We start from the raw sequence: 22,277 nt of genomic DNA on the forward strand, positions 1-22,277 counted from the left end.
CCCGTGCAGGGCGGCAAGCAGGGCCATTGCTCCGCCCTGCCGCGCTGGCCTATTGCTTTCGCGGCAAAGACCGGCACAAGCGGGGCCATCGGGCTTGCACCCGCCTGCACCCCCGCCGGGGAAGGCGGCCAGAAAAGGAGACTGCGCTTGCACGGCTGCGAGACGGCCCCATTCACCATCCGGCTCGACGACCTGGGCTATGAGGTCGCCGGACGCCCGGTGCTGGCCGGCATCACGCTGCAATCCTCGGCCCGGCGCATCGGCGTGGTGGGCCGGAACGGCTCTGGCAAAAGCACCCTGGCGCGGCTGCTGGCCGGGCTGATCGCGCCGACCAGCGGCCAGGTCCGCATCGGCGGCCACGACGTGTTCCGCGACCGCCGCGCGGCGCTGGAAACCGTGGGCATCCTGTTCCAGAACCCCGAGCACCAGATCATCTTCCCCCGCGTCGCCGAGGAAATCGCCTTCGGCCTGCGCCAGCAGGGGCTGGACAAGGCGCAGGCCGCCGCGCGGGTCGAGGCGGTGCTGCGCTCCTTCGACAAGCCGCATTGGAAGGACGCGCCGATCTCGGCCCTGTCGCAGGGCCAGAAGCACCTGGTCTGCATGATGGCGGTCCTGGCCATGCGGCCGCAGCTGCTGATCCTGGACGAACCCTATGCCGGGCTCGACATCCCGACCCGGCGGCAGTTGGCCCGCTATCTGCACCGGGCAGGGACGCGGCTGCTGCACATCTCGCACGAGCCCTCCGACCTCGAAACCTGCGACGAGCTGTTCTGGCTGGACCGCGGCCGCATCGTGGCGCAGGGCGCGCCGGCTGCGCTGCTGCCCGATTTCACCGCCGAGATGATCCGGCTGGGAGAGCTTGATGATATCGCTGACCTCGCCGGTTGAGACCCGCGCCCATCGCTGGCCGGCGGGGCTGAAGCTGGGCGGGCTGTGCCTAGTCTCGACCGCGCTGTTCCTGGTCGGCGACATCGCCATCCTTGCGGCGGCGCTGGGTGCGGTGCTGGCGCTTTACGCCGCGCCGGGGCCGGTCTTCCTGCGCGCGGGGCTGCGCAGCCTGCGGGTGGTGCTGCCCTTCGTCGCCGTCCTGCTGGCCTGGCACGCGATCGCCGGCGACATGCGCATGGGCCTGCTCGTCACCCTGCGCATGGTCACGCTGGTGGCGCTGGCCAACCTGGTGACGATGACCACGGGGCTCGAGGATCTGGTCGACCTGATCCGCCGCCTGACCGCGCCGCTGCGCCGGCTGGGCCTGCCCACGCAGCTGCTGGAGATCGCCATCCCGCTGGTCATCCGCTTCACCCCGGTCCTGGTCGCCCGCGCCGAGACCCTGGCCGAGGCATGGCGCGCACGGTCCCGCCGCCGCCCCGGCTGGCGGCTGATCCTGCCGCTGACCCTGCAGGCACTGGACGACGCCGATCATGTCGGCGAAGCTTTGCGCGCGCGAGGCGGCCCCCTTGGACCGCATGGACAGGAGTAGACCATGGAACGCAATATCGCCCAGATCGCCCTTTTCGCCGCGATGATCGCGGCGCTGGGGCTGGTGCCGCAGATCACCCTTGGCTTCGGCGTGCCGATCACGGCGCAGACGCTGGGCGTCATGCTGGCCGGCGCGGTGCTTGGCGCGCGGCGGGGCGCCGCGGCGGCGGGGCTGTTCCTGCTGCTGGTGGCGCTTGGCCTGCCGCTGCTGGCGGGCGGCCGCGGCGGGCTTGGCGCCTTCGTCGCGCCGACGGCGGGCTTCGCGCTCGGCTTTCCGGTCGCGGCCTTCGCCACCGGGCTTTTCGTCGAGCATGTGCGGCTGCGCTCGGCCGGGCTGGCGGCCGGGCTGGGTGCGGTCTTCGGCGGGATCGTGGTCCTTTACGTCTTCGGCGCGACGGGGCTTGCCATCGTGGCAAGGAAAAGCCTGCTCGAGGCCTTCACCCTGGTCGCGGTCTTCATCCCCGGCGATTTGCTGAAGGCGGCGATCACCGGCATGCTGGTGCAGGCGCTGGCACGTCTGCGGCCGCAGACGCTGGCCTGGCACCGCCAGGCGGCCGGCACCGGCGACCTGCGCTTGTAGCCCGCCCCTGCCCGGTCAGGGCGCGGGAAAGGGACACGGCCCTGCTGCGAAAGGATGAAAATCCCGCGCCGATTGCTGTTCTCGCAACTCGGGCGCCATCTCGAACGAGGTCGCGCCTTTCGGCGGGGTGCAGGCCTCGGGGCTGGGGCGCGAAGGCGCGAAATACGGGCTCGAGGAATATCTGGATCAAATCCCTCAACCTCGGCCCTCTAGCAGGCTGCTGAAAAAGGATTTTGAGAGGGCGACGCAGCGGAAATCGTTCTCGATCCAGCTGATATCGGCCCGAAAATGGGGTGTTTTCGGCAAATTTTAGGCGGATTTCCCGGTTCCCCGCCCGCGCTGTCCTGTCGCAAGGACTTTAGCCTGCTAGGCTTGCCCGCCGCGGCCCGCGGATCGGTTCCAGCGGGTCGAGACCCGGAACACATCCACCGGGCAGGCGTCGATGCAGCCGCCGCAGTTCTGGCAATCGCCCGACAGGATGACCGGGCTCTCATTGCCCTTCAGCGCGGGGACGATGACATGCGGCTCGGGGCAGATGGTGAAGCAGGCGCCGCAATCGGTGCAGGCATCGCGGTTCGCGGCGGACACCCGGACCACCGCGCCCTTGCCGACCAGGCCATAGAAGGCGCCGACCGGGCACAGGTGGCTGCACCAGGCGCGGCGCGACACGAACAGGTCCAGCAGGAACACCGCCAGGATGATGGCCCAGCCGAAACCGATGCCGCTGATGAAGGCGCGTTGCAGCAGGCTGACCGGGTTCACGAACTCCCAGGCGATGGTGCCGGTCAGGGCGGATGCGACCAGGGTCGAGCCCAGGATCGCCAGCCGCGTGCGCCGGTCCAGCTTGCGGTCGCGGGTCAGGCCGGTCTTTTCGCGCAGCCAATGCGCGGCATCGGTCACGACGTTCACCGGGCACACCCAGCCGCAATAGACCCGGCCGCCGACCACCAGGTAGAACAGCAGCACGATCAGCGCGCCGCCCGCCACCGGCAGCGCCGGAACGCTGCCGCCGAACAGCGATTGCACCACGATATAGGGATCGCCCAGCGTGACGACCCCGCCGATCTCGCTGGCGGCGAAATTGCCGCGCGCGATCCAGATCCCCGCCATCGGCCCCAGCACGAACAGCCCCAGCACCGACAGCTGGCTGATCCGCCGCAAGAGCCACCATTTATGCGCCCGCAGCAGGCCATGGGCCTGCACCCCCAGCCTGCGGCTGTCCGAGATCCACCAGCCGATCATGTCGCCCGCCCCGCCCGGTTGCGCCCCTGCCCGCCCAGGCCCAGGTCGCGCGGCAGCACCCGGATCGAGGCATGGCCGGTCACGCAATGCTTCTCGCAGGTGCCGCAGCCGGTGCAATGGTCGGAATGGACGGTGGGGATCATGATGGCGCGGCCGTTCGCCTCGCCCGGCTCGAGCGTGATCGCGTCGCCGCGGATCGGGCAGACGCGGACGCAGATGCTGCAATTCATGCCCTTGTAGTTCAGGCAGTCCTCGTGCCCGACCAGCACCGCCACGCCCATCTCGGCGTCGCGGATGGCGATGGTGCTGTCCAGCGCCCCGGTCGGGCAGGCCCGCGCGCAGGGCACGTCGCGGCACATGTAGCAGGGCACCTCGCGCGGGGTGAAAAAGGGCGTGCCGACGGGCGGCTCCTGCCCCCATTCCGCCAGCGACAGCGTGCCATAGGGACAGGCCTGGACGCACAGCCCGCAGCGCACGCAGGCGGACAGGAAATCGGCCTCGGGCTGGGCGCCGGGCGGGCGCATGGCGCGCGCATCGGCCTTGGCCGTGGACTGGATCAGCGCCGCCAGGGAAAACCCGCCCAGGCAGACCGCTCCGGTCATGCGGGCCGCCTCGGCCAGGGCGGTGCGACGATTCATCTTGCGTTTGCTGGATGCCATCTGCGTCCCCCTCCTTCGGGAGCGTGGTCGTCACCGGGCTGCGACGGCCTCCTGTTCTGCGCGTTTGCGTTCGGCCAGAAGCGGCTCGTATCGGCGGTCGGTCAGGGTCTCGAGGAAAGCCACCAGCGCATCGACGCGCGCGTCGTCCAGCATCAGCCCCGATTGCAATTCGGCCAGCGACAGGTTCTCGGCCACCTCGGGATCGCCCCAGTCCTGGCCGGTCTCGGGGTTGATCCGCGACGCCGGGCGCCGGCTGGTGTATTTGTTATAGAACAGGATGGCGGTGCGCAGGTCCTCGAACACGCCATTATGCATGTAGGGCCCGGTCACGGCCACGTTGCGCAGGGTCGGCACCTTGATGCGGCCCGCCTGCGCCGGATCGTCGATGCCCGGCCGCTGCAGCAGCCCCAGGTCCACATGGTCGGGCCCCAGCCCGTTGATCGCCCGGACGGCATGGTTCACCGGCACGCCGATATTGTGGTATTCGAAGCTGGTGAAGGTCTCGCGCTCGGTGATGCCCTGCTGGCGCAGCTGGTGGCACAGCCGGCAGTTCCAGGTGATGAAGACGGTATGGCCGAACTGCTCCTGCGCGGTCAGCTCGGCCTCGCCGCGCAGGTAGCGGTCATAGCGCGAATCGAAGGGCGCGAACTCCTCGGTCGACTGATAGGCGGCCAGGGCCTCGGCGGCATGGTCGAAGGCGCGTTCGACATCGTCGAGCGCGCCCTTCCCGAACAGCGCCGCAAAGCCCTGCGCATAATCGGCATTCCCGCGCAGCCGCTCGACCACGGTGGCGCGGTCGGGCATCGCCATCTCGACCGGGTTCAGCATCGGCTGGCCGGCCTGGTCGCGCAGGTTGTCGGCCCGCCCGTCCCAGAACTGCCCGCCCTTGTAATTGCCCTTGGCGTCGCGGTGGAAATCCGGGCTGAGAAAGGCATAGGACAGCGTCGGCGTGTTCCGGTCGCCATGCGAGGCGCCGTCGTCGCCGATCGACACCGCCCGGCCCGCCAGGCTTTCGCGCGGGTCGGTAAAGGCGTGGTCGGGATCGTGGCAGGTCGCGCAGGATTGCGTGCCGTCGCGCGACAGGGCGGGGTCGTGAAACAGCGCCCGGCCCAGATCGGCCAGCCGCCGGTCATGACGCTGCGCATCGCCGCCCTGCTCGGCCGCGGTGCCCAGCATCCCCCCCGCCACCACCATGAAGGCCGAGGACAGCAGCAGCAGGATCCGCGACGGCCCCCGCATCGCCCTAGGCCCCCGCCGCCATTGCCGGGGCCGGCGCATCCCGGTGCCGCGCGGCAAGCTCGGCCTGGACCAGGCGATGCGCGACCAGGTCGGCCAGGTTCGCCAGCAGCGACAGCCGCTTCTGCCCGGCCAAGTCGTCCAGCACCGGCAGCAGCACCCCGTCGCGGCCGACCAGCCGGTCATGCTCGGGACGCAAGAGCGCGATCAGATCGGCCAGCGCAATGCCCATCAGCGGGTCCGGCAGCACGATGGCGCCCGAATGGATCAGCATGTCCTGGGTGATGCTCAGCGTGGCGGCGCCCGATCCGGCCATGGCCGGATGGCCGACCGCCGCCGACAGCACGGCAAAGGCGGCCAGCAGCCGGCTGGCGGGGTCGGGGGCGTTCCTGGCGCGCTGGAACAGCTCGACCACCGGCGCCAGGTCGCGGTCCACCGGCGCCAGGGCGAAATCCAGGCTCATCGCGCTTGGCCGAAAGGGCGTGCTGCGCCAGCGGGCGCGATGCGTCATGTCGGCCACCCGCCAGCCGGCGATGGCCATGCCGCGCCCGACCCTGGCCAGCCAGGCCAGCAGGCGCGGCTGCAGGTCGGCATGGGCAAGCTCCAGCGCCTCGGTGGCCGAACGCGCGGGCAGGCGATAGATCACCTCGGCCAGCTTGCCGGCCTCGTTCGGGCAGATGCTGAAACTCGCCCCCGCCGGCGCGGCAGGCAGTTCCGGCAGGCCGTCCTCGGCCGCCAGGTCCAGTTCCCAGGCCTGCGTGACCGGGTTGCGCAGGAAGAACCCCACCAGGAACTGGCGCGGCTGCCCGTCGGCCCGCGACAGGCGCAGCGTTTCCCGGTCGGTTTCGCCCTTCAGCGAGGCGCGCAGGTCATAGGGAATCCACATGGCGGCACCTATTCGACGATGACCTTGCCCCGCATGAAGGGATGGGGCGTGCAGAAATAGTCGTAGCTTCCCGCCTCGTTGAAGGTGATCGCATAGGCCTGGTCCTTGGTCATCATCTCGCCGCGGAACGCGTCCTCGCCCACGATGCCCTTCTTGAAGGCGACGTTGTGGGGCATCACCTCGCCGTTGACCCAATAGACGGTCTCGCCCGCCTTGATGGTCACTTCCGGGGTCAGGTATTTCATCTTCTCGATGCCGACGACGACGGCATCGGCGGGCACATCGGCGGCCGCGACCGGCTTTTCGCTGGTGACGGTGATCTTGTCCTGTGCCCATGCTCCGGTCGCGCCGATGGCGAAAAGGGCGATGGCCGCGATGGCCGGCCGAAGCGTCTTTGCAGAAATCATGGAAACCTCCTGAAGGGATGGGACCGGGCGGGCCGACCGCCCGGCCGGGATCGTCAGCTTGCCTTGCCGACGATGGGAGAGATCGTGCAGTGATAGGTCATCGCGTCATCCTCGGCGCCGAAGCACCAGATGATGTCGTTGGCGAATTCCGGGCGATAGACCGGCAGCTCGCCTTCCGTGTTCAGGCAGGGGCAGCGGCCCGAGACGTTGTAGCCGCAGCAGTCGCGATAGGCGATCAGGTAGCTTTGCCCGTCGGTCGGGTTGTAGCAGCTCGCCACCCAGGACGCCGTCGCCAGCTTGGTGCCCGGCGGGCAGTTGGTCAGCGACCCGCCCGAGCAGTCGCAGATGTTGCCGTCGATGGAACAGTGCCGCCAGTAGTCGCAGGCCTGGATGTCGTTGTCCTGCGGCTGCCACTTGGCGCGCGGATCGACGCCTTCCGCGGGGCCGGCGGCATTGGCGCGGCTGACGCGGCCGCGCCGGTCCACCGGCAGCAGCGGCACCAGCGCCGCCCCCGCCAGCACCGTGCCCAGGCGGCCGATGGCGCCGCGGCGGCTGGTGCGGCCCGCCACCCGGCGGGACAGTTTCTCGACCATGTCGTCAAATCTGAAATTCCCCAGCATCGTTTATCCTCCCTCTGCTTGGGACCAAGGTGGAAACGGCCGGGTCAGGCCGCGTTCTTCTTGCGGCTGGCCATGAACTGCTGGAGCGAGGCGAAGCCGGTCTTGTCCGCCTCCAGCAGGCTTTCCAGGTGTTCGCGGGTGTTGGTCAGGCCCTTGGCGCGGATCACGCCCTCGCCGTCCACCAGCACGCCATAGGGGATCTTGCCGACCTGGAAGGCCATGCCGATCTCGGCCGAGACGACATAGCGGATCTGGCCCAGCTCGTGGTTCTTGAGGAAGCGGGCGTGTTCCTCGGGCGCGCCGTCGCTGATCATCACCACGCCGATCTTCTCGGCCCTGGCGATGGACTTGATGATCGGGAACAGCTTGTCGCAGACCGGGCAGGTGGGCGCGGTGAACATCAGCAGCGTCGCCCGCTCGGACGCGCCGCCGATATGGACCGACCGGCCGAAATAGTCGGGCAGGTCGAACTCGGGCGCCTTGTCGCCGATGTCGGGGCCGTGGTCGGTGATCATCGCGCCCATGGGCGAGGAGCGCTCGTGCAGCAGGCCCACCTGCCGCATCAGGCCCAGCATGACCACCGTCACGCCCAGGAAGGCGATCCACAGAAGGATGTTGGAAGCAATCAGGAACGTCATGTCAGCGACCTTTCACGGAAGCGGTTGAGGGGTGCCGGGCGGGCAATCCGCCCAGCATCGAGGCGCTGAAATACAGAAGGAACAGGACCGACCCGGCCAGCATTCCCGTCGCCAAGTCGGCCGTCCCGCCCGGCCGCGCGGCGGGCAGCAGGGCGGCCGCGCCCAGCGCCATCGCCGTCAGCACGGCGTTGCGCGCGACCATGGCCCAGCTGATCCGCTGCTTCATGCCGTTGCGAAAGCAACCGCAGTCGATCTGCGTGCGCCCGCGCAGCACGTTGACCGCGATGGCCAGGCCAAAGACGCCCAGCAGCACGGCGGCGGCCAGCGCGGCGGGCGCGGCCAGCGCCGGGATCATGAGCCCGGCGGCGACGGCCAGCTCCGCCACCGGCAGCACCATCGCCACCGCCCGGCTGGCCATGTCGGGCAGCAGGCGGAAGTTGCGGACCACGCCGTGGAACTCTTCCATCCCGGTCAGCTTGGACAGGGCGGCGGTGGCGAACAGCGCCGCCAGGAAGCTCCGCAACGCCCAATGGATCAGCGGTTCCTGCAAGACCTGCTGCATGTCACGAATCCATGTCATGGGTGGTGATGATCTGCGGGCCGCGACCAAGCTGGTCGACGCTGCGCAGTTCCTCGCCGGTCGCCGCGTCGTAGATGTGCAGCGTCTGCGTGCCCGCCGACAGCGCGTAAAGCAGCGGCTCGGCATCCTGGCTGACGTTGATCGAGTCGATCTCGTGGCCCAGCTCGATCTTGTTGATCCGCTCGCCGGTCTCGGCGTTCAGCACCACGACGAAGCGGCTGGCGGCCTTGTGCTTCCATTCGTCGCGCTGGTCCACCAGCAGGTAGATGCGGTCCGACTGGCGGTGATAGGCGGTCTGCTGCCAGCCGCCGGGCCGCCAGTCGTCGGCGCGCTCCGCCTCGGTCAGGGCCTCGATCGGCGCGCGGAAGGTGGCGCCTTCGGCGGTCAGGTCGGCCTGGAAGATCTTGCCCGTATAGGTCGGCCAGACCAGCCTGCCCGAGCGCAGCGAGAAGGCGGGATGGTTGATCAGCAACTCGTCCTCGGTATGGAAAACCTCGGTGTTCGTCACCTTGGTCTCGCCATCGGCGAAATCCACGCGGGCCAGGCTGCCGTCCCGGCAGTTCATGTAGAAGACCGTCGGCGATGCCGGGAAGATGTGATAGCAGTCCGGCACGTCCAGCATGCGGTCGAACGTCTTGCCCTCCAGGTCGACCACGCCGACCGCCGGCGCGGGCGAGAACTGGTAGAACAGCAGGTTCTTGTTGTCCGGCGTCAGCGCGTTCATCCATTGGTAGGTGCCCACCAGGAAGCGCGGCGCGTCGGGCAGCTCGATGTCGGCGATGGGCAGGAAGGTGACGGGGTCGAACACCTCGACGTAATCGGTGCGCTTGCCGCGCGCGATGCGCTCGAAGACGGTGCTGGCCTGGGCGAAGAACGAGCCGTCCTCGGCCGCGACCGGATGCGGCAGGAAGCCGCCGTCGGTCATGCCCAGGATCCGCCCGGTCGAGCCGTCGATGACGAATTGCTGGGTGATGGCGGCGAAATGCGCCGGATCCTGGATATAGACCCGCCTCGCATCCGGCGCCGGGGCCTCCAGGATCACCGGCTCGTCCGCCTCGCCCGCGGCAAGGGCGGCCGCGGCTTCGGCGGCACCGCGCTGACCCTCGGTCTGGCCGGCGGCATCGGCGGCGGCGGTTTCGGCCGGCGCCTCCGGCTCGGCCGGTTCGGTCTGGGCCTGGGCCGCGCCCAGGGCCAGCGCCGAACAGGCCAGCGTCGCGCCGATCAGCGTCAGGTATCTGGGGGTCGATTCTCGTGCAGAAGCCATCGTTTCCTCCCTTGGATGGCGCCCGGACCGTGGCGACGGCGCGCGGGCAAAAGCGTGCAGGAATGGGGATTGGGATCAGGCCAGCGCCAGCATGGCGAAGGCCGCGCCGACCGCCGTCAGGATCGCGCCATCGGCGATGGCGGCGCGTTCCTGGTTCCGGCCCAGCCAGGACTGGATCTGGTAATCCGTGACCGGCAGCAGGTTCACCGCGACCGGCAGGTAGCGGCCCAGGTTGAAGATCGCGATCAGCGCCACGGCCTCGGCGACATTGCCCGACAGGACGGCGGCGGCCGTCACCAGATACAGCAGCGGCGTCTGGACATAGGTCAGGTAGTCCAGTCCCAGCGACAGGCCGTAAAGCCCGCCCACGACCCATTTCGGAAAGCGCTGCCGCGCGTCATGGGGCACTTGCGCCCGGCGCTGCGGATAGGGCACGCACAGGAAATCCAGCTGGTGCGCGCCATAGGCCAGGCCGATCACGGCCAGCAGCCCCAGCCCGAAGCTGGTGGCGAAGCCGGAAAGGCCCGCGATCCCCCCGATGGCGCCCAGCAGGGTGCCCAGGATCAGCGCCCCCAGGGCATAGCCCAGCCCATGGGTCGCAAAGGTCGGCAGCCAGTCCAGCACCGCCCGCGCCCCCTTGCCCGTCGGGCGCAGCAACGAGATCGACGAATAGCCGCAGGGCGACCAGGTCGACAGCAGCCCGCCCGCAAAGGCGGCCAGCCCCAGCACCGGCGCGACATGCGCCGCGTCCATGGCCAGCGCGGCGGCGCCCCCGCCGGCGGCGCTGGCCGCCAGGATCAGCGCGCGGGTCCAGGTCGAAAACCGGCCGGGAAAGGCGACGCAATCCGCGACGCCATCGGTCCGGCCAGCCGCCATATCAAAATTGTCCAAGCTCGCCACCTTGCGCCTCCTCTCGCATGGTTCCGGTGCCCGAGATGTGGCTGAAGCGTTCACGGCTTCCGGGCGACTCTCGGCAAGCCGGACTGTGCGGCGATTAGTCACAGGGCTGAAATATCTATTCTTGCAGCCCCCGGTTGCATTTCTGCACGGCTTGGTGCCGGGGCATTCATCGCATTGAAAAAAAACGATTTAACCCCTTTGCCGCCACTCCGGCGAGGGCTTGAAAAAGCCATTCCTTCGTATGAGGCGGGTTCAGGGGCTGCGCGCGGCGAACAGGCTGACGCACCAGTCCGACAGCTGTTTTGCGTGGTGATCGTCGCGCAGATGCGGCTGCGACAGCAGCCAGACATCGCGCGAAACCTGCAGCGGCGTCCTGACCACCGGGGCCTCGGCCGGGATCTCGTCGGCCAGGAAATCCGGCAGCACGCCGACCGCCAGCCCGTCTTCCAGAAGCCGGCGCATCACCTTCAGGTCGCTGGTCTCCAGCAGCACCGGCCCCAGGCCCTCCTGCGCCAGCAGCGCCTGCATCTCCGGCGTCCCGGCCAAAGCCTCGGGATAGACCGCGATCCTGCTTGCGCCGCTGCCCGCGGGCCGGATCAGCCAGAAGTTCAGCGTGCCGATCTTGCGCATCAGGAAGGCGCCCTGCCGCGGCCGCCCCAGCCGGATCGCCAGGTCGGCTTCCCAGCGGGACATGTCCACGTTGCTGTCCGAGGTCTCCAGCGCCAGCGACAGGTCCGGCAGGGCGGCGAACAGATCGCCCAGCCGGGGCGCCAGCAGGTATTCCGCGATGGCGGAAATCGTCGTCAGCCGCAGCTTGCGGCTGGCATGGTCGCGCGTGCCCAGCATCCGCGCGATGTCCGCGGCCGCATTGGCCATCATGTCGAGATTGCCGACCACGGCCCGGCAGGCGGCGGTCGGGCGGCGCTCGCCGTTCACGGCGTCGAACAGGCTGGTGCCCAGCTCGTCCTCCAGCCGCAGCACCCGCCTGCTGATGGTGGTTTCGTTCAGTTGCAGGCTGCGCGCGGCGCGCGAGAACGAGCCGGTCCTGCACACCGCCTGGACGATCCGAAGATCGTCCCAATTCAGACCCGATACCGCCATCCGTCCGTCCCATCCCTGCCCCACCGGGCCGGCGCGGATCCTATCCCCCGGCAGACGCGGGGGCAAACAGGCAAAATCAGCCCCCGGCCAGCCGGTCGGCCTCGGCCCGGCTCAGCGGGCGGACGGCGCGGCCGTGAAGCATCAGGTGCAGCTTGGCCGTCTCTTCCAGCTCTTCCATCGCATATTGCGCATCCAGCAGCGAGCGGCCGGCGACGACCGGCCCGTGATTGGCCAGCAGCACGGCATGGACGCGGCGGGCCTCCTGCTTCACGGCCAGGGCCAGGGCTTCGTCCCCCGGCGCGTAATAGGGCACCAGCGGCAGCCGCCCGACGCGCATGGCGTAATAGGCGGTCAGCGGCGGCAGCGCGTCCTCGGGATCGGTATCCGCCAGGATGCTGACCGCGACGGCATGGGTCGAATGCAGATGCACGACCGCATTGGCCCCCAGCCGCTCGCAATACATGCAGCGGTGCAGGAACGCCTCCTTGGTGGGCCTGTCGCCTGCGACATGGGTGCCGTCGGCATCGAACAGCGACAGCCGCGCCGGATCAAGCGTGCCAAGCGAGGCGTTGGTGGGCGTCATCAGCAGCCGCCCGTCCCCCAGCCGCGCGCTGATATTGCCGGTCGAGCCCGCGGTCAGCCCGCGGTCGAACAGCGACTTGCCCACGGCGCAGATCGAATCCCGCATCCGGGTCTCTTCGGAAATCACCGCCGTCACCGGATTTGCCCCCAAGCCTTGGTAAAGAAATCGTCGCTGCCGAAATTGCCCGACTTGAGCGCCAGGCACAGGGCGTCCGGCCCTTGGGTCAGCACCCAGGGCACGCCGGGATCGATCTCGGGCCCGATGGCGACGGTGGTGGCCCCCAGCGCCTGCACCACCGCGCCCGAGGTCTCGCCCCCCGCCACGATGAAGCGGCGATAGCCCCTTTGCCGCAGCGCCTGCGCGATCGCGGCCAGGAAGCGCTCGACGATCTCGCCGGCCTCGCCCTGCCCCAGCCGCTCCTGCGCGGCCCTGACCTCGTCGGGATCGGCCGAGGAATACAGAAGCGGCGGATAGGCGTCGCCGGCATGCGCCGCGATGAAGTCCAGCGCCTGCGCGGCGGTCTGGCGGCCCTCGACGATGGCCAGCGGATCGACCTTCAGCGCGGCCACGCCGCGCGCCTCGGCATCCGCGACCTGCCGCCGCGTCGCGGCCGAGCAGGAGCCGGCAAGGAAGATCCCGGCGCCCTCGGGTGCGGCAAAGGCCGCCTCCGCCTGCACCGCCGGCAGGCGGCCGCTGGCGCGGAAGTTCTGCGGCAAGCCCCGCGCCAGCGCCGAGCCGCCCGTCACCAGCCGCATGTCGGCAAGCGCGGCGCCGATCACCCGCAGATCCTCGTCGGTGATCGCGTCCACGACGGCGATTCCCCCCTGCGCGGCCAGGGCTTCGCGCAGCGGCCCCACGCCCTGGTGGACGGCTTCCAGCGGCACCAGGCCGACGGGCCGCGCGGTCTGGCGGCCCAGCACCCGCACCAGGTTGCTGTCGCGCATCGGCGTCAGCGGGTGGTCCTTCATCGGGCTTTCCGACAGCGGCACGTTGCCGACGAACAGATGGCCCTTGTAAAGGGTGCGGGCGTTTTCCGGGAAGGCCGGGCAGGCGACGCTGCGGCTTTCTCCCAGCAGGTCCAGCAGCGCGTCGATCACCGGGCCGATATTGCCCCGGTCGGTGGAATCGAAGGTCGAGCAATATTTGAAGTAAAGCTGCGCCGCCCCCCGCTCGACCAGGATCCGCGCGGCGGCAAGCGATTGCGCGACCGCCTCGGCGGCGGGAATGGTCCGCGACTTCAGCGCCACGACCACCGCATCGGCATTGCCGAAATCGGCGTCCGGGGCCGGCACGCCCACCACCTGCAAGGTCTTCATCCCGTTGCGCGACAGGGTCAGGGCAAGGTCGGTGGCCCCGGTCAGGTCATCGGCGATAGCGCCCAGAAGCATCTTTCTCTCCTTGCCGGATCAATAGAACCACGCGAGCGGCTCGGTAATCAGCTGCGGGAACAGGATCAGCAGGACCAGCAGCGCGGTTTCCGCGATCAGGAACGGCATCACCCCCCGCACCGCATCGACATATTTGATGCGCGCCACGGCGCAGACGACGTTCAGCACGGTGCCGACCGGCGGCGTGATCAGGCCGATGGCCGAGTTCATGATCAGCATCACCCCGAAATAGACCGGATCGATGCCGGCCGCCTTGATGATCGGCAGCAGCACGGGCGTCAGGATCAGGATGGTCGGGATGAAGTCCAGCGCCGTGCCGACGATCACCACGATCAGCATGATCAGCGCCATCAGCAGCAGCGGGTTGTCCTGCAATCCGCCCAGCCAGCCGCCCAGCAGCATTGGGATATTGGCGATGGCGATCAGATAGGCGGTGATGGCGGCCGCGGCGCACAGCAGCATGACGGCGGCCGTGGTATGGATCGCGCCCACCATGCAGCCGTAAAGCTGGCGCAGGCTCAGCTCGCGATAGACGAACAGCCCGACGAGGATCGAATAGACGCAGGCGACGACGCCCGCCTCCGTCGGCGTGAACACGCCGGCCTTCAGCCCGACGACGATGATGACCGGCAGCACGAAGGCCAGCGCGGCATCGCCCGCGGCCTTGGCGACCTCGCCCAGCGAGGCGCGCGGCATGGTGGCGACGGCGTCCCGGCGGCTGACGAACCACCAGGTCACGGCCAGCACCAGCGCCATCATCACCCCCGGCGCGATCCCGGCGATGAACAGCTTGGTGATCGAGACGCTGCCGGCGACGCCGAAGACGATATAGCCGATCGAGGGCGGCAGCACCGGCGCGATGATCCCGCCCGAGGCGATCAGCCCCGAGGATGCGTTGATGTCGTAGCCCGCCTTGCGCATGATCGGGATCAGCATGCCCGCCAGAACCGCCGTATCGGCGATGGCCGAGCCCGACAGGCTGGCCAGAAGCAGCGCCGTGACGATGGTCACGTAGCCCAGGCCGCCCCGCACATGCCCGACCAGCGTCAGCCCGAAGGCGACCAGCCGGCGCGAGATGCCGCCCGCGTTCATGGCCTCGCCCGCCATGAGGAAGAAGGGGATCGCCAGCAGCGGAAAGCTGTCGGCGCCATTGGTCATCTGCAACGCGATGAGCTGCCAGTCCAGCGCGTCCAGGTACCACATCATCGCCACGCCGCTGATGACGAGGCCGAAGGCGATGGGCACGCCGATGGCCAGCACGGCCAGCAGAGAAACGACAAAGACGATCAGGATCATGCGATGTGCCCCTCTTCGTGGTCGGGCTCGGGCGCGCCAAGCAGCGCGGCGACCAGGTCCACGCAGGCGACCAGCCCGATGCCGACGCCGCCCACGAAGGGCGCAAGATAGTTCAGCGCCGTGGGCAGGCCGGAAACCGGCGCGATATTGCCAAGATTGGCCACGGTCTGCTGCCATGCCCCCACCGACAGCACGATGCAGCACAGCACGATGACGACATCGGTCAGCACCCTGCAGACCCGGCGCGCGCGCGGCGAAAGGCTTGCGGTCAGCAGGTCCACCCCCAGGTGCCCGTTGCGGCGGGCGACGCAGACCGCCCCGACGAAGGCGATCCAGATGAAGATCATCCGCGACAGCTCGTCGGTCGCCGAGACGCCGCTGTCGAACAGGTAGCGCAGCACCACATTGGCAAAGACCAGCACGATCAGCACGGCGAAGATGGCGACCAGCAGCGCATCGACGGCGCGAAAGCCCAGGTCGGCCAGGCGCGACAGGCGCGCCGCGAAAACCTTGCCCGATGCCATCAGAGCAGCCCCTCGATCGCATAGGCGCGCGCGGGGGCGCCGTCGGCATTCTCGATCTTCAGCGGCGCGGCGCTCAGCAGCACCCGGCTTGCGCTCAGCGCGGCGGTGTTCGCGATGTATTCGATCAGCGTCACCCCCTGGCGCAGCAGCACGTCATGGGTCACATGCTCCTCGTCCGGCACCGCGATGCCGTCCAGCAGCAGCCGGATCGGATAGTCCTGCGGGAAATCCACCGCCAGGGCGCGGGGTCGCAGCGCCGCGATCCATTCGGCGGCGGCGCGGTTCAGCCAGGGCGCCTCGGTCCAGAAGGCGCGGGTGCCCGCGTCCCGCTTCAGATCCCATTGCGTCGCCAGCAGCAGGATGTCGCCTTCGGCGCCGCCGGGATCGGCCGCCGCCAGCCGGGCGGGCGTGATCTCTTCGTCGGGGCCGACGTCGGATAGGTCGAAGACGCGGGCCGGGCCCACCACCTGCTCAAGGGGCGTGGCCTCGATGGTGGGGGCTCCGGCGATGAAATGGGCCTGCGCATCGACATGCGTGAACCCGTGGCAGGTGGTCGAAAGCCGAGTCACCCTGAACTGGTCCCCAGCCGACTTGTCGCCCTTGACGCTGATCTGGGGTTGCCAGCGGAAATGCTCCCTGACCGGCATGCTGAGATCTACGATGCGCATGGCTTTCCCCCGGATGCTCAGGCGGCCAGGGCCGCGATGCGGCCGGGCAGTTCGGCGCCGAACTTCTCGACGAACTCGGCCAGGACGGTATCCGCGACGATGGCGCGGAACGCCTCGCGGTCGATGTCCTCGACCGCCTCCATGCCGTGATCCTTCAGCGCGGCCAGCGAGGTCGCCTCGCGGTCGGCGTTCATCTGGCGCTGCTTCCTCGCCCCTTCGCGGGCGGTTTCCAGCAGGACCGCCTGATGCTCGGGCGCAAGCTTGTCGAAGGTCGCCTTGGTCATCACCAGCGGCGACGAGGTGAAGGCGTGCTGGGTCAGCGAGATATGCTGCTGCACCTCGTAGAAGTTCGAGTTCAGGATCAGCGTCGTCGGGTTTTCCTGCCCGTCGATGGAACGCATCTCCAGCGCGGTGAACAGCTCGGTAAAGGCCATCGGCGTCGGCACGGCGCCCAGCAGCTCGAAGGCGCGGATATGGGCCTGGTTCGGCGTGGTCCGCAGCTTCAGCCCCTTCAGGTCTTCGGGCAGGTGGACGGGGCGGCGGCTGTTGGTCACGTTCCGCCAGCCGGTTTCCCAGGTCGCCAGCGCCTTCAGGTCCGAGGCTTCCAGCCCCGCGCGCAGCTCGTCCCCCAGCTCCCCGTCCAGGACCGCGGCCACGTGATCGCGATCCTTGAACAGATAGGGCAGGTCCAGCACGTTCAGCTGCGGCGCAAGGCCGGTGAAAAAGGGATTGCCGGTGATCATCATGTCGATCGAGCCGCCGCGCACGGCGTTGATCATCGTCTGGTCGCTGCCCAGGATGCCGTTCGCAAACACCTCGATGGTGATCGCGCCGCCGGTCTTTTCCTTGACGGTCTCGGCCATCCACAGGGCGACCTCCTGCCAGCTGTCGCTGTCGGGATGGGGGTGGCCGAAGCGCAGCTTCATCGACGAGGCCGCGCGCGCGGTCCAGGGCATGGGAAACGACAGGGCGGCGCCGGCGGCGACGACGCCCGCGCCTTTCAGCAGGCTGCGGCGGGTGGTGATGGTCATGGCTTTCTCTCCTCCTTGAACTTTTTCAGACGCGCTCAGCGTCGATGGAAATGGCCGTCCTGGATGGCGCGCAGCGCCATCAGCTCGGAATTCGTCCGATGGTCCAGATCGCCCATGCGGATATAGCTGCCCGCGGCAACCGGCCGGCGCAGCCGCTGGTTCGAAGCCAGATAGAAGGGCGCGGGGCTTTCGTCGCTCAGCGCGGATGCGGGTATCAGATGCGCATCCACCCCGTCGATGGAATGATGGTGGCCGCCCATCGCCAGCACCTCGCCCGCCACCAGGTCGCGGTTGGCGAAAGCCACCAGGTCGACGTGATGCGCGGGCTCGACCCCGCCGGTGCCGCGGCCGATCAGCCCCGCCTCCAGGATGCTGGTGGCGGCTTCCAGGCCCAGCAGGTGGCGCGGGTTGAAGATCATCGCCACGTCGCCGGTGCGCGCCACGACATGGCCCTTTTCCTTCAGCATGTCCCAGGTTTCGGCGTCGTTGCAGCGCAGGATGACGAAGACGCCGCCCGCAAAGCTGACCTCGCCGGGCGCGCGCAGGCAATGGAACACGTCCAGCTTTCCGGTCGCGCCCATCACCCCGCCCTTCGCCCGCTCGCACAGGATGCTGGGCACTTCGGTGATCCGGGCGATGGGGGCGTGGAGTGCCGGCGCATCGACGCCGTAGCCGGTGGCGTTGGCCACGACCGACAGCTCGCACAGGTCGGGAACCGCGCGCTGCGGCAGCATCGCGGCGGCGGCGGCGCGGCCGGCCACCACCTCGGCCACGTCGCGCAGGCCAAGCTCGCTCCAGCGGCCGAACTCCGGCGCCTCGACGGTGCGGCCGTTGCTGGCCAGCGTCCCGGCGGCGGCATCGTAGACGAAATCGTATTCGCTCGACTTGCCGGCCGCGACGATCTCGAAGCCCAGCGTCTCGGCCCATGTGATCAGGTCGATCAGCAGGCTGGGCTGGTCGCCGTCCACCGGCGTGACCACGCAGCCCTTGCGCTCGGCCAGCGCCGCCAGGCCGGGGCCGACGACGCTGTCGACCTCTTTCGACACCAGGGCGACATGGCGGCCCGCCTCGATCGCCAGCCGGGCATGGCGCGCGCCCGCCTCGGGGTGGCCGGTCGCCTCGACAAAGACCTCCAGCGGCAGGTCCAGCAGATGCGCTACGTCCTCGGCGGCGATATAGTCGCCGGCCTGCCAGGCGGCGCCCGCCTCCTCGGCCGAGGCGCAGATGCGGATCTTCCCGGCCGGGATACCCACGGCCCGCATCGCCTCGGCCACGCGCTGCGCGCTGGTATCGACGCCGGCGCGCACGTTCATCATCGGGACGCGCAGGCCCTGGGCCAGAAAGCTGCGGCCAAAGCCGCCGGTGCCGATCACGCAGGTCTCGACCGGCTGCCGGTCCGTCCGAAAGTGAAGATGATAGTTCATGCCGCGCCTGGTCCTGTTTGCCTTGCGGAGGCCGGACGGCAAGCAGGGACCGCCCCCGGAATTGCATTCCGGGCGCACGGGGCACGAGATCAGCCACAGCATTGCATGCAATACCGCAGCATGCCGGGCCTCGCACCCGCCTCAATCCCTTGGATTTGCCGTATCCTCCGCCAATCTTGGCTGATTTGCGTGCAATCCATGTGCGGAGTCAACAGAAATCTTCACAACGGCGGGATTTCCCCCTATATTGCATGCAACATGGGGAGGATCTCTTGGACAGCCAGACCGAATGGCCACGGGGGCAACGCTCGGCATTCGTCGCCAGCCACATCCGCGACCTGATCGTTTCGGGGGCGCTTCCCCACGGCCAGCGCATCAACGAACGCGTGCTGACCGAACAGCTCGGCGTGTCCCGCACCCCGCTGCGCGAGGCGTTCAAGATCCTCGAAAGCGAGGGGCTGGTCATGATCGAGCCGAACCGCGGCGCCACGGTCATCAAGATCTCGCATGAGGACGTCGAGCTGGCGATCGAGGTGCTGATCGGCCTGGAAAGCGTCGGCGCCGAACGCGCCTGCGAACGCGCCACCCCGGCCCAGATCGCCGAGATCGAACGGCTGCACCTGGACATGGTCGCCAATTACCGCGCGGGCGAGCTGATGCAGTATTTCCACATCAACCAGACGATCCACCAGAAGATCGTCGATTGCGCCGGCAACCCCAACCTGACCCGCATCTATCATGGCGAAAGCAGCCGGATCCGCCGGTTCCGCTATGCCGGCAACCGGGTTCCCGAACGCTGGGCCCGCGCCGTCTATGAACACGAGCAGATCCTGGACGCGCTCAAGCAGCGCCAGGGGCCGCTGTTGCGCGAGGTGCTGCGCGCGCATCACCTGAACGGCTGGCGCATCACCCGCTCGGTGCTGGAAAGCGAAAACCCGCAATCCGGTGAAGACGCCTCGCGGACCTGAACGGCCACGCGAAACGACCGGCCCGCCGCAATGGCCGGCGGCCCGGTCCCAGCCCCGACAGGGCCCGAATGCGAAACGCGCCTAGGGATTCACGACCCCGCTATAGCGTGTCGCCATATTGCGCGCTCATGATTTCGCCATTCTCCACGACGAATGAAACGCCGTGATCCCGGAACCGGCCGAAGGGAATGAAATGGCGGCCGTTCAGATTGGCCCGCGCCCATTGCCCCATGCTGGCCATGAGCTGCTCCATTTCCGAATCATCGGCGTCGGTCAGACGCTTGATTTCCTGCATGTCCAGATTGGCTTGATGACTCCATGGCATTGCCACATCCTCCACGATAAGAATAGTCGTGCAAACGCACGGATGGCACGCCGGCGGAAATCGGGCCGCCCGGCGCCGTTTTCCGCCGGCGCATGATCATTGCACGCCGATCAGGCCAAGCTGGTTGTCAAGCGTCGTCCCGGTAATGGAATACCTGGCCGTCTTGTTCGTCCCCTTGCGATAGATGAAAGCCTGCTCGGCCACGTTGTCATTGCCCCAGACGACGAAAGCCTTGAGCTTCACCCGCGAGCCCTCGGGGATCTTGAGCGATCCCAGGTCCACGGTCTTTTCCTGGCCCAGGGGAATATCGCTGTTCTCCTCATAGGTCTGGCTGCTGCCGCCATCGGGCGGCGCCGCAACCACATGAAGCTTGGCGACGAAACCGCCGCCATTCCGCAGGCTGAATTTTTCTATATCCATGATCTTGCTCCCTTCCTAATCAACCACGTCGATATGAATAAACGGGATGGCGGCCGGTCACGAGCCGATGGTAAGATCGTCGCCCTGTTCCTCGGCCGGCTCTTCTTTCCTGGTTTCCGCCGGCTTTTCCTGGGGATGCCCGGCTGCGGCAGGGTCCGCGATCCTCAGCTCTTCCGAATCGGGATCCATCGTCGCGATATGGTGAAGCAGCTGGGTGCGGTATTTCTGCCAGTTTATCGGCGAGCGCAGCTTTCCCTCGATCTTGCCTTCCAGGAAAATGCCGATGATCGGCTTTTTCAGCGCCTCGGGCAGCAGGAAAAGCAGCGGCACCACATCGGCAAAAGAAATGACGCTCCACCATCCCGCATGGCTCAGCGTCGTCGCCCATCCATAGGGGTCAAGCGCCAGGGCCGGATTGCCGCCGGCGCTGGTGACTTCGATATTCTGAAAGGCTTCCTCCGAAACCGATTTCGACGAGGTTTCCGATTTGAAACCGCCATGGGCGCTGGCCGTCACCGCCTTGTAGGAACCCTGCACCTCGGTGGAAAAGGCGCGCACCAGGGTCTGCACGTCCTCGCCCGCTTTCGCCTCGCGGTCCTGGCGATAGATAAGCTTGCCGCCGATGATCGTGCGCAGCGGAAAATGCGTCCCATAGCTGTCCAGGATGGCGGCAAGCGCCCCTGCCCTTTCCTCGGGCGTTTCCGGCATGGCGTTGGCCAATGCGTTCACCTCGTCATAAAGCGGCTTGCACAGGATCGCATTGCGCGGATCGATCACGATCTCGGCCCTGGCCACCAGATATTCGATCCGCATATGCAGCGCCGCGCTGGCTTCCTTGTGATCGCTCGTCTTGGTTTCGGAATAATCGCTCTTGATCGAAAGGCTCGCGGCCTTGCCCTCGACGCCGAAATCGCCACCGGCATTCCAGGACAGCGAAGAGGCAATGGCGTCCAGCGTCCGGCTTTGCGTCGCCGAAGCCGAAAACCGGGTCGAGCGGATCGGCCGCGCGACAGTCAGGAAAACCGCCGCCTCCTCGTCGTCCAGGGCCGGGCGCGGCGGCCGGTCCAGGTCGAAACTGCCATCCGGCATCGGCACGAAACGCAGGCCGTGAAGATGGCGCAGGGCATTCAGGATGGTTTGCCGCTCGCCGCCATCCATATTGTCGAAAACGTCCTGCGGCGCGCCGGTCGGGGCGGTGGGCCGGCCCAGGACTTGTTGCAGCATGTCCTCGGTCTGGATCAGCCCCGGCTGGGCGCCGCCGCCGGTTTCGCTTTTCGGCTTTGGCGGGGCCGACCCCGAGGAGCTGCCTGCAGGCGTAGCGGCGCCGCGCTTGCGCGGGCTTTCGAATCGAAACCGCAGCAGCCCCAGCTTTTCATCGGGCTTTCCCAGCCGCCCGACGATCTCGTAGGGCTCCATATCCTCGGCAATCGGCTTGCCGGAGGAATCAAGGAACGGGCGGCCCGCGGGAATGCCGTCGCAGCCTTTCAGGAAATCGCGCAATTGGCCAAGCGTCTTGTTCTCGCCGCCATCGGGCCAATCGACCTGGCGTGGCTTTTCGCCGTCCTCCAGGTAAAGAAGCTTGAACTTCTTGGGAACCGCCGGCTCGGCCTCGCGCTTGACGGAAAGCTCGTCAACGCGCCGCAGATAGGCCGTGGCCTCGGCCGCCTTGTCCACATCCGTCCCGGAGATTCGGAAAACATCGTCCTTATCGACCAGCGCGGCATTCTGCGTCCTGAATTGCGCCAGGGTTTCATCGGCGCGGACATAGACCTTGTGTTCCTTGCCCTTGCGATCCTTGAACTTGATCTGCCGGCGAATGGGAACGATCTCGACCACCATATTGTCGGCGATGGGCGTCGCGGCCTCGCGGTCCTGCGGCACCAGCGTCAGGGCATCGGCGCTTTGGCCGGTGCGAAATTGGTCGAACTCGTCCATTTCGTCGGTCGAGACGAAAAGCTTGCGCAAATCCGCAAGGCTTGCCTTGTCGGCAGCGGCATCCGTTCGCGACGTTCCGTCGCGTGATCTGAGGATGAAGCTAATCATGAAACACCTCGGCTA

The 22,277-nt window shown here is 68.1% G+C and carries 25 protein-coding genes and 1 pseudogene; 5 read left to right on the plus strand and 21 right to left on the minus strand.

All coding sequences use genetic code 11. The features are described 5' to 3' along the window. Positions 1–147 precede the first annotated feature (147 nt). The 4 genes and pseudogenes from E3U26_RS13570 to E3U26_RS13585 form a co-directional block, all read left to right on the plus strand. Positions 148–888 carry an energy-coupling factor ABC transporter ATP-binding protein gene (locus E3U26_RS13570; RefSeq protein WP_499106186.1) on the plus strand — a complete coding sequence of 247 codons (741 nt, stop codon included), beginning with the start codon at positions 148–150 and terminating at the stop codon, positions 886–888. Next, positions 863–1,480, plus strand: coding sequence for an energy-coupling factor transporter transmembrane component T family protein (locus tag E3U26_RS13575; protein ID WP_072461797.1), 618 nt, complete (start codon positions 863–865; stop codon positions 1,478–1,480). The genes E3U26_RS13570 and E3U26_RS13575 overlap by 26 nt, the downstream gene beginning before the upstream one ends. Positions 1,481–1,483: 3 nt before the next feature. After that, entirely contained in the window at positions 1,484–2,059 is a 576-nt protein-coding gene (locus tag E3U26_RS13580; protein ID WP_214274928.1) for a biotin transporter BioY, read from the plus strand. Between the two features lie 85 nt (positions 2,060–2,144). After that, positions 2,145–2,246, plus strand: a pseudogene (locus E3U26_RS13585) (aldehyde dehydrogenase family protein); the annotation flags it as partial. Positions 2,247–2,425: 179 nt separating this feature from the next. On the opposite strand, the gene napH reads toward E3U26_RS13585, so the two are convergent. The 18 genes from napH to E3U26_RS13675 all read right to left on the minus strand — a co-directional run bounded on the left by napH (position 2,426) and on the right by E3U26_RS13675 (position 18,506). Beyond that, positions 2,426–3,301, minus strand: coding sequence for a quinol dehydrogenase ferredoxin subunit NapH (napH, locus tag E3U26_RS13590; RefSeq protein WP_072461799.1), 876 nt, complete (start codon positions 3,299–3,301; stop codon positions 2,426–2,428). Beyond that, entirely contained in the window at positions 3,298–3,960 is a 663-nt protein-coding gene (gene napG / locus E3U26_RS13595; protein WP_036760456.1) for a ferredoxin-type protein NapG, read from the minus strand. Before napG ends, napH begins: the two co-directional genes overlap by 4 nt. A 30-nt stretch (positions 3,961–3,990) precedes the next feature. Next, positions 3,991–5,199 carry a cytochrome-c peroxidase gene (locus tag E3U26_RS13600; protein WP_276241930.1) on the minus strand — a complete coding sequence of 403 codons (1,209 nt, stop codon included), beginning with the start codon at positions 5,197–5,199 and terminating at the stop codon, positions 3,991–3,993. Between the two features lie 4 nt (positions 5,200–5,203). Further along, positions 5,204–6,082, minus strand: a complete 879-nt coding sequence (gene mauJ / locus E3U26_RS13605) for a methylamine utilization protein MauJ (RefSeq protein WP_499106187.1) — start codon at positions 6,080–6,082, stop codon at positions 5,204–5,206. An 8-nt stretch (positions 6,083–6,090) separates the two neighbouring features. After that, positions 6,091–6,489 (minus strand): amicyanin, encoded by a 399-nt coding sequence (locus tag E3U26_RS13610; protein ID WP_036750422.1) that lies wholly within the window; start codon positions 6,487–6,489, stop codon positions 6,091–6,093. A gap of 53 nt (positions 6,490–6,542) precedes the next feature. After that, on the minus strand, positions 6,543–7,109 hold the full coding sequence (gene mauA, locus E3U26_RS13615; protein WP_036750427.1) for a methylamine dehydrogenase (amicyanin) small subunit: 567 nt from the start codon (positions 7,107–7,109) through the stop codon (positions 6,543–6,545). Positions 7,110–7,153: 44 nt separating this feature from the next. After that, positions 7,154–7,747 (minus strand): thioredoxin domain-containing protein, encoded by a 594-nt coding sequence (mauD, locus tag E3U26_RS13620; RefSeq protein WP_499106188.1) that lies wholly within the window; start codon positions 7,745–7,747, stop codon positions 7,154–7,156. Position 7,748: 1 nt separating this feature from the next. Beyond that, positions 7,749–8,309, minus strand: coding sequence for a DoxX family protein (locus E3U26_RS13625; protein ID WP_499106367.1), 561 nt, complete (start codon positions 8,307–8,309; stop codon positions 7,749–7,751). A gap of 1 nt (position 8,310) precedes the next feature. Beyond that, positions 8,311–9,591: a methylamine dehydrogenase (amicyanin) large subunit gene (mauB, locus tag E3U26_RS13630; RefSeq protein WP_036750437.1), complete on the minus strand. Its 1,281-nt coding sequence runs from the start codon at positions 9,589–9,591 to the stop codon at positions 8,311–8,313. Positions 9,592–9,666: 75 nt separating this feature from the next. Continuing rightward, positions 9,667–10,491 (minus strand): methylamine utilization protein MauF, encoded by an 825-nt coding sequence (gene mauF, locus E3U26_RS13635; RefSeq protein ID WP_499106189.1) that lies wholly within the window; start codon positions 10,489–10,491, stop codon positions 9,667–9,669. Between the two features lie 252 nt (positions 10,492–10,743). Continuing rightward, positions 10,744–11,592 carry a LysR family transcriptional regulator gene (locus tag E3U26_RS13640; RefSeq protein ID WP_083539068.1) on the minus strand — a complete coding sequence of 283 codons (849 nt, stop codon included), beginning with the start codon at positions 11,590–11,592 and terminating at the stop codon, positions 10,744–10,746. A 76-nt stretch (positions 11,593–11,668) separates the two neighbouring features. Beyond that, positions 11,669–12,280: a 3-oxo-tetronate 4-phosphate decarboxylase gene (gene otnC, locus E3U26_RS13645; protein WP_499106191.1), complete on the minus strand. Its 612-nt coding sequence runs from the start codon at positions 12,278–12,280 to the stop codon at positions 11,669–11,671. A gap of 26 nt (positions 12,281–12,306) precedes the next feature. Beyond that, positions 12,307–13,563 (minus strand): four-carbon acid sugar kinase family protein, encoded by a 1,257-nt coding sequence (otnK, locus tag E3U26_RS13650; RefSeq protein WP_499106192.1) that lies wholly within the window; start codon positions 13,561–13,563, stop codon positions 12,307–12,309. A gap of 18 nt (positions 13,564–13,581) precedes the next feature. Next, on the minus strand, positions 13,582–14,859 hold the full coding sequence (locus tag E3U26_RS13655; protein ID WP_036750449.1) for a TRAP transporter large permease subunit: 1,278 nt from the start codon (positions 14,857–14,859) through the stop codon (positions 13,582–13,584). Continuing rightward, positions 14,856–15,383: a TRAP transporter small permease gene (locus tag E3U26_RS13660; protein ID WP_499106193.1), complete on the minus strand. Its 528-nt coding sequence runs from the start codon at positions 15,381–15,383 to the stop codon at positions 14,856–14,858. Before E3U26_RS13660 ends, E3U26_RS13655 begins: the two co-directional genes overlap by 4 nt. Next, a complete protein-coding gene (locus E3U26_RS13665; protein ID WP_036750452.1) occupies positions 15,383–16,051 on the minus strand; it encodes a cyclase family protein in 669 nt (222 codons plus the stop codon). The genes E3U26_RS13660 and E3U26_RS13665 overlap by 1 nt, the downstream gene beginning before the upstream one ends. Positions 16,052–16,068: 17 nt before the next feature. Then, on the minus strand, positions 16,069–17,082 hold the full coding sequence (locus tag E3U26_RS13670; RefSeq protein ID WP_499106194.1) for a TRAP transporter substrate-binding protein: 1,014 nt from the start codon (positions 17,080–17,082) through the stop codon (positions 16,069–16,071). A gap of 35 nt (positions 17,083–17,117) precedes the next feature. Then, positions 17,118–18,506 carry an NAD(P)H-dependent oxidoreductase gene (locus E3U26_RS13675; RefSeq protein WP_499106195.1) on the minus strand — a complete coding sequence of 463 codons (1,389 nt, stop codon included), beginning with the start codon at positions 18,504–18,506 and terminating at the stop codon, positions 17,118–17,120. A 272-nt stretch (positions 18,507–18,778) separates the two neighbouring features. Between E3U26_RS13675 and E3U26_RS13680 the strand changes: the two genes are divergently transcribed. Continuing rightward, entirely contained in the window at positions 18,779–19,474 is a 696-nt protein-coding gene (locus E3U26_RS13680) for a GntR family transcriptional regulator (protein WP_243700284.1), read from the plus strand. Positions 19,475–19,574: 100 nt separating this feature from the next. Here the strand turns inward: E3U26_RS13680 and E3U26_RS13685 are convergent, their stop codons facing one another. The 3 genes from E3U26_RS13685 to E3U26_RS13695 all read right to left on the minus strand — a co-directional run bounded on the left by E3U26_RS13685 (position 19,575) and on the right by E3U26_RS13695 (position 22,262). Next, on the minus strand, positions 19,575–19,799 hold the full coding sequence (locus tag E3U26_RS13685; RefSeq protein WP_276241937.1) for a hypothetical protein: 225 nt from the start codon (positions 19,797–19,799) through the stop codon (positions 19,575–19,577). A gap of 96 nt (positions 19,800–19,895) precedes the next feature. Beyond that, positions 19,896–20,219 (minus strand): hypothetical protein, encoded by a 324-nt coding sequence (locus tag E3U26_RS13690; RefSeq protein ID WP_036750461.1) that lies wholly within the window; start codon positions 20,217–20,219, stop codon positions 19,896–19,898. 57 nt (positions 20,220–20,276) lie between these two features. Continuing rightward, the gene (locus E3U26_RS13695) at positions 20,277–22,262 is read right to left on the minus strand and encodes an MACPF domain-containing protein (RefSeq protein WP_499106197.1); all 1,986 of its coding nucleotides are present in this window, start codon (positions 22,260–22,262) and stop codon (positions 20,277–20,279) included. Positions 22,263–22,277 lie beyond the last annotated feature (15 nt).

Source organism: Paracoccus ferrooxidans, assembly GCF_029909815.1.
Taxonomy (GTDB): Bacteria; Pseudomonadota; Alphaproteobacteria; order Rhodobacterales; family Rhodobacteraceae; genus Paracoccus; species Paracoccus versutus.

Bases quoted from the DNA above. Each gene is read 5' to 3' on its own strand.
- E3U26_RS13575 (WP_072461797.1), top strand. From the start codon at position 863: ATGATATCGCTGACCTCGCCGGTTGAGACCCGCGCCCATCGCTGGCCG.
- E3U26_RS13580 (WP_214274928.1), top strand. From the start codon at position 1,484: ATGGAACGCAATATCGCCCAGATCGCCCTTTTCGCCGCGATGATCGCG.
- napH (WP_072461799.1), bottom strand. From the start codon at position 3,301: ATGATCGGCTGGTGGATCTCGGACAGCCGCAGGCTGGGGGTGCAGGCC.
- napG (WP_036760456.1), bottom strand. From the start codon at position 3,960: ATGGCATCCAGCAAACGCAAGATGAATCGTCGCACCGCCCTGGCCGAG.
- E3U26_RS13600 (WP_276241930.1), bottom strand. From the start codon at position 5,199: ATGCGGGGGCCGTCGCGGATCCTGCTGCTGCTGTCCTCGGCCTTCATG.
- mauJ (WP_499106187.1), bottom strand. From the start codon at position 6,082: ATGTGGATTCCCTATGACCTGCGCGCCTCGCTGAAGGGCGAAACCGAC.
- E3U26_RS13610 (WP_036750422.1), bottom strand. From the start codon at position 6,489: ATGATTTCTGCAAAGACGCTTCGGCCGGCCATCGCGGCCATCGCCCTT.
- mauA (WP_036750427.1), bottom strand. From the start codon at position 7,109: ATGCTGGGGAATTTCAGATTTGACGACATGGTCGAGAAACTGTCCCGC.
- mauD (WP_499106188.1), bottom strand. From the start codon at position 7,747: ATGACGTTCCTGATTGCTTCCAACATCCTTCTGTGGATCGCCTTCCTG.
- E3U26_RS13625 (WP_499106367.1), bottom strand. From the start codon at position 8,309: ATGCAGCAGGTCTTGCAGGAACCGCTGATCCATTGGGCGTTGCGGAGC.
- mauB (WP_036750437.1), bottom strand. From the start codon at position 9,591: ATGGCTTCTGCACGAGAATCGACCCCCAGATACCTGACGCTGATCGGC.
- E3U26_RS13640 (WP_083539068.1), bottom strand. From the start codon at position 11,592: ATGGCGGTATCGGGTCTGAATTGGGACGATCTTCGGATCGTCCAGGCG.
- otnC (WP_499106191.1), bottom strand. From the start codon at position 12,280: ATGCGGGATTCGATCTGCGCCGTGGGCAAGTCGCTGTTCGACCGCGGG.
- otnK (WP_499106192.1), bottom strand. From the start codon at position 13,563: ATGCTTCTGGGCGCTATCGCCGATGACCTGACCGGGGCCACCGACCTT.
- E3U26_RS13655 (WP_036750449.1), bottom strand. From the start codon at position 14,859: ATGATCCTGATCGTCTTTGTCGTTTCTCTGCTGGCCGTGCTGGCCATC.
- E3U26_RS13660 (WP_499106193.1), bottom strand. From the start codon at position 15,383: ATGGCATCGGGCAAGGTTTTCGCGGCGCGCCTGTCGCGCCTGGCCGAC.
- E3U26_RS13665 (WP_036750452.1), bottom strand. From the start codon at position 16,051: ATGCGCATCGTAGATCTCAGCATGCCGGTCAGGGAGCATTTCCGCTGG.
- E3U26_RS13670 (WP_499106194.1), bottom strand. From the start codon at position 17,082: ATGACCATCACCACCCGCCGCAGCCTGCTGAAAGGCGCGGGCGTCGTC.
- E3U26_RS13675 (WP_499106195.1), bottom strand. From the start codon at position 18,506: ATGAACTATCATCTTCACTTTCGGACGGACCGGCAGCCGGTCGAGACC.
- E3U26_RS13685 (WP_276241937.1), bottom strand. From the start codon at position 19,799: ATGCCATGGAGTCATCAAGCCAATCTGGACATGCAGGAAATCAAGCGT.
- E3U26_RS13690 (WP_036750461.1), bottom strand. From the start codon at position 20,219: ATGGATATAGAAAAATTCAGCCTGCGGAATGGCGGCGGTTTCGTCGCC.
- E3U26_RS13695 (WP_499106197.1), bottom strand. From the start codon at position 22,262: ATGATTAGCTTCATCCTCAGATCACGCGACGGAACGTCGCGAACGGAT.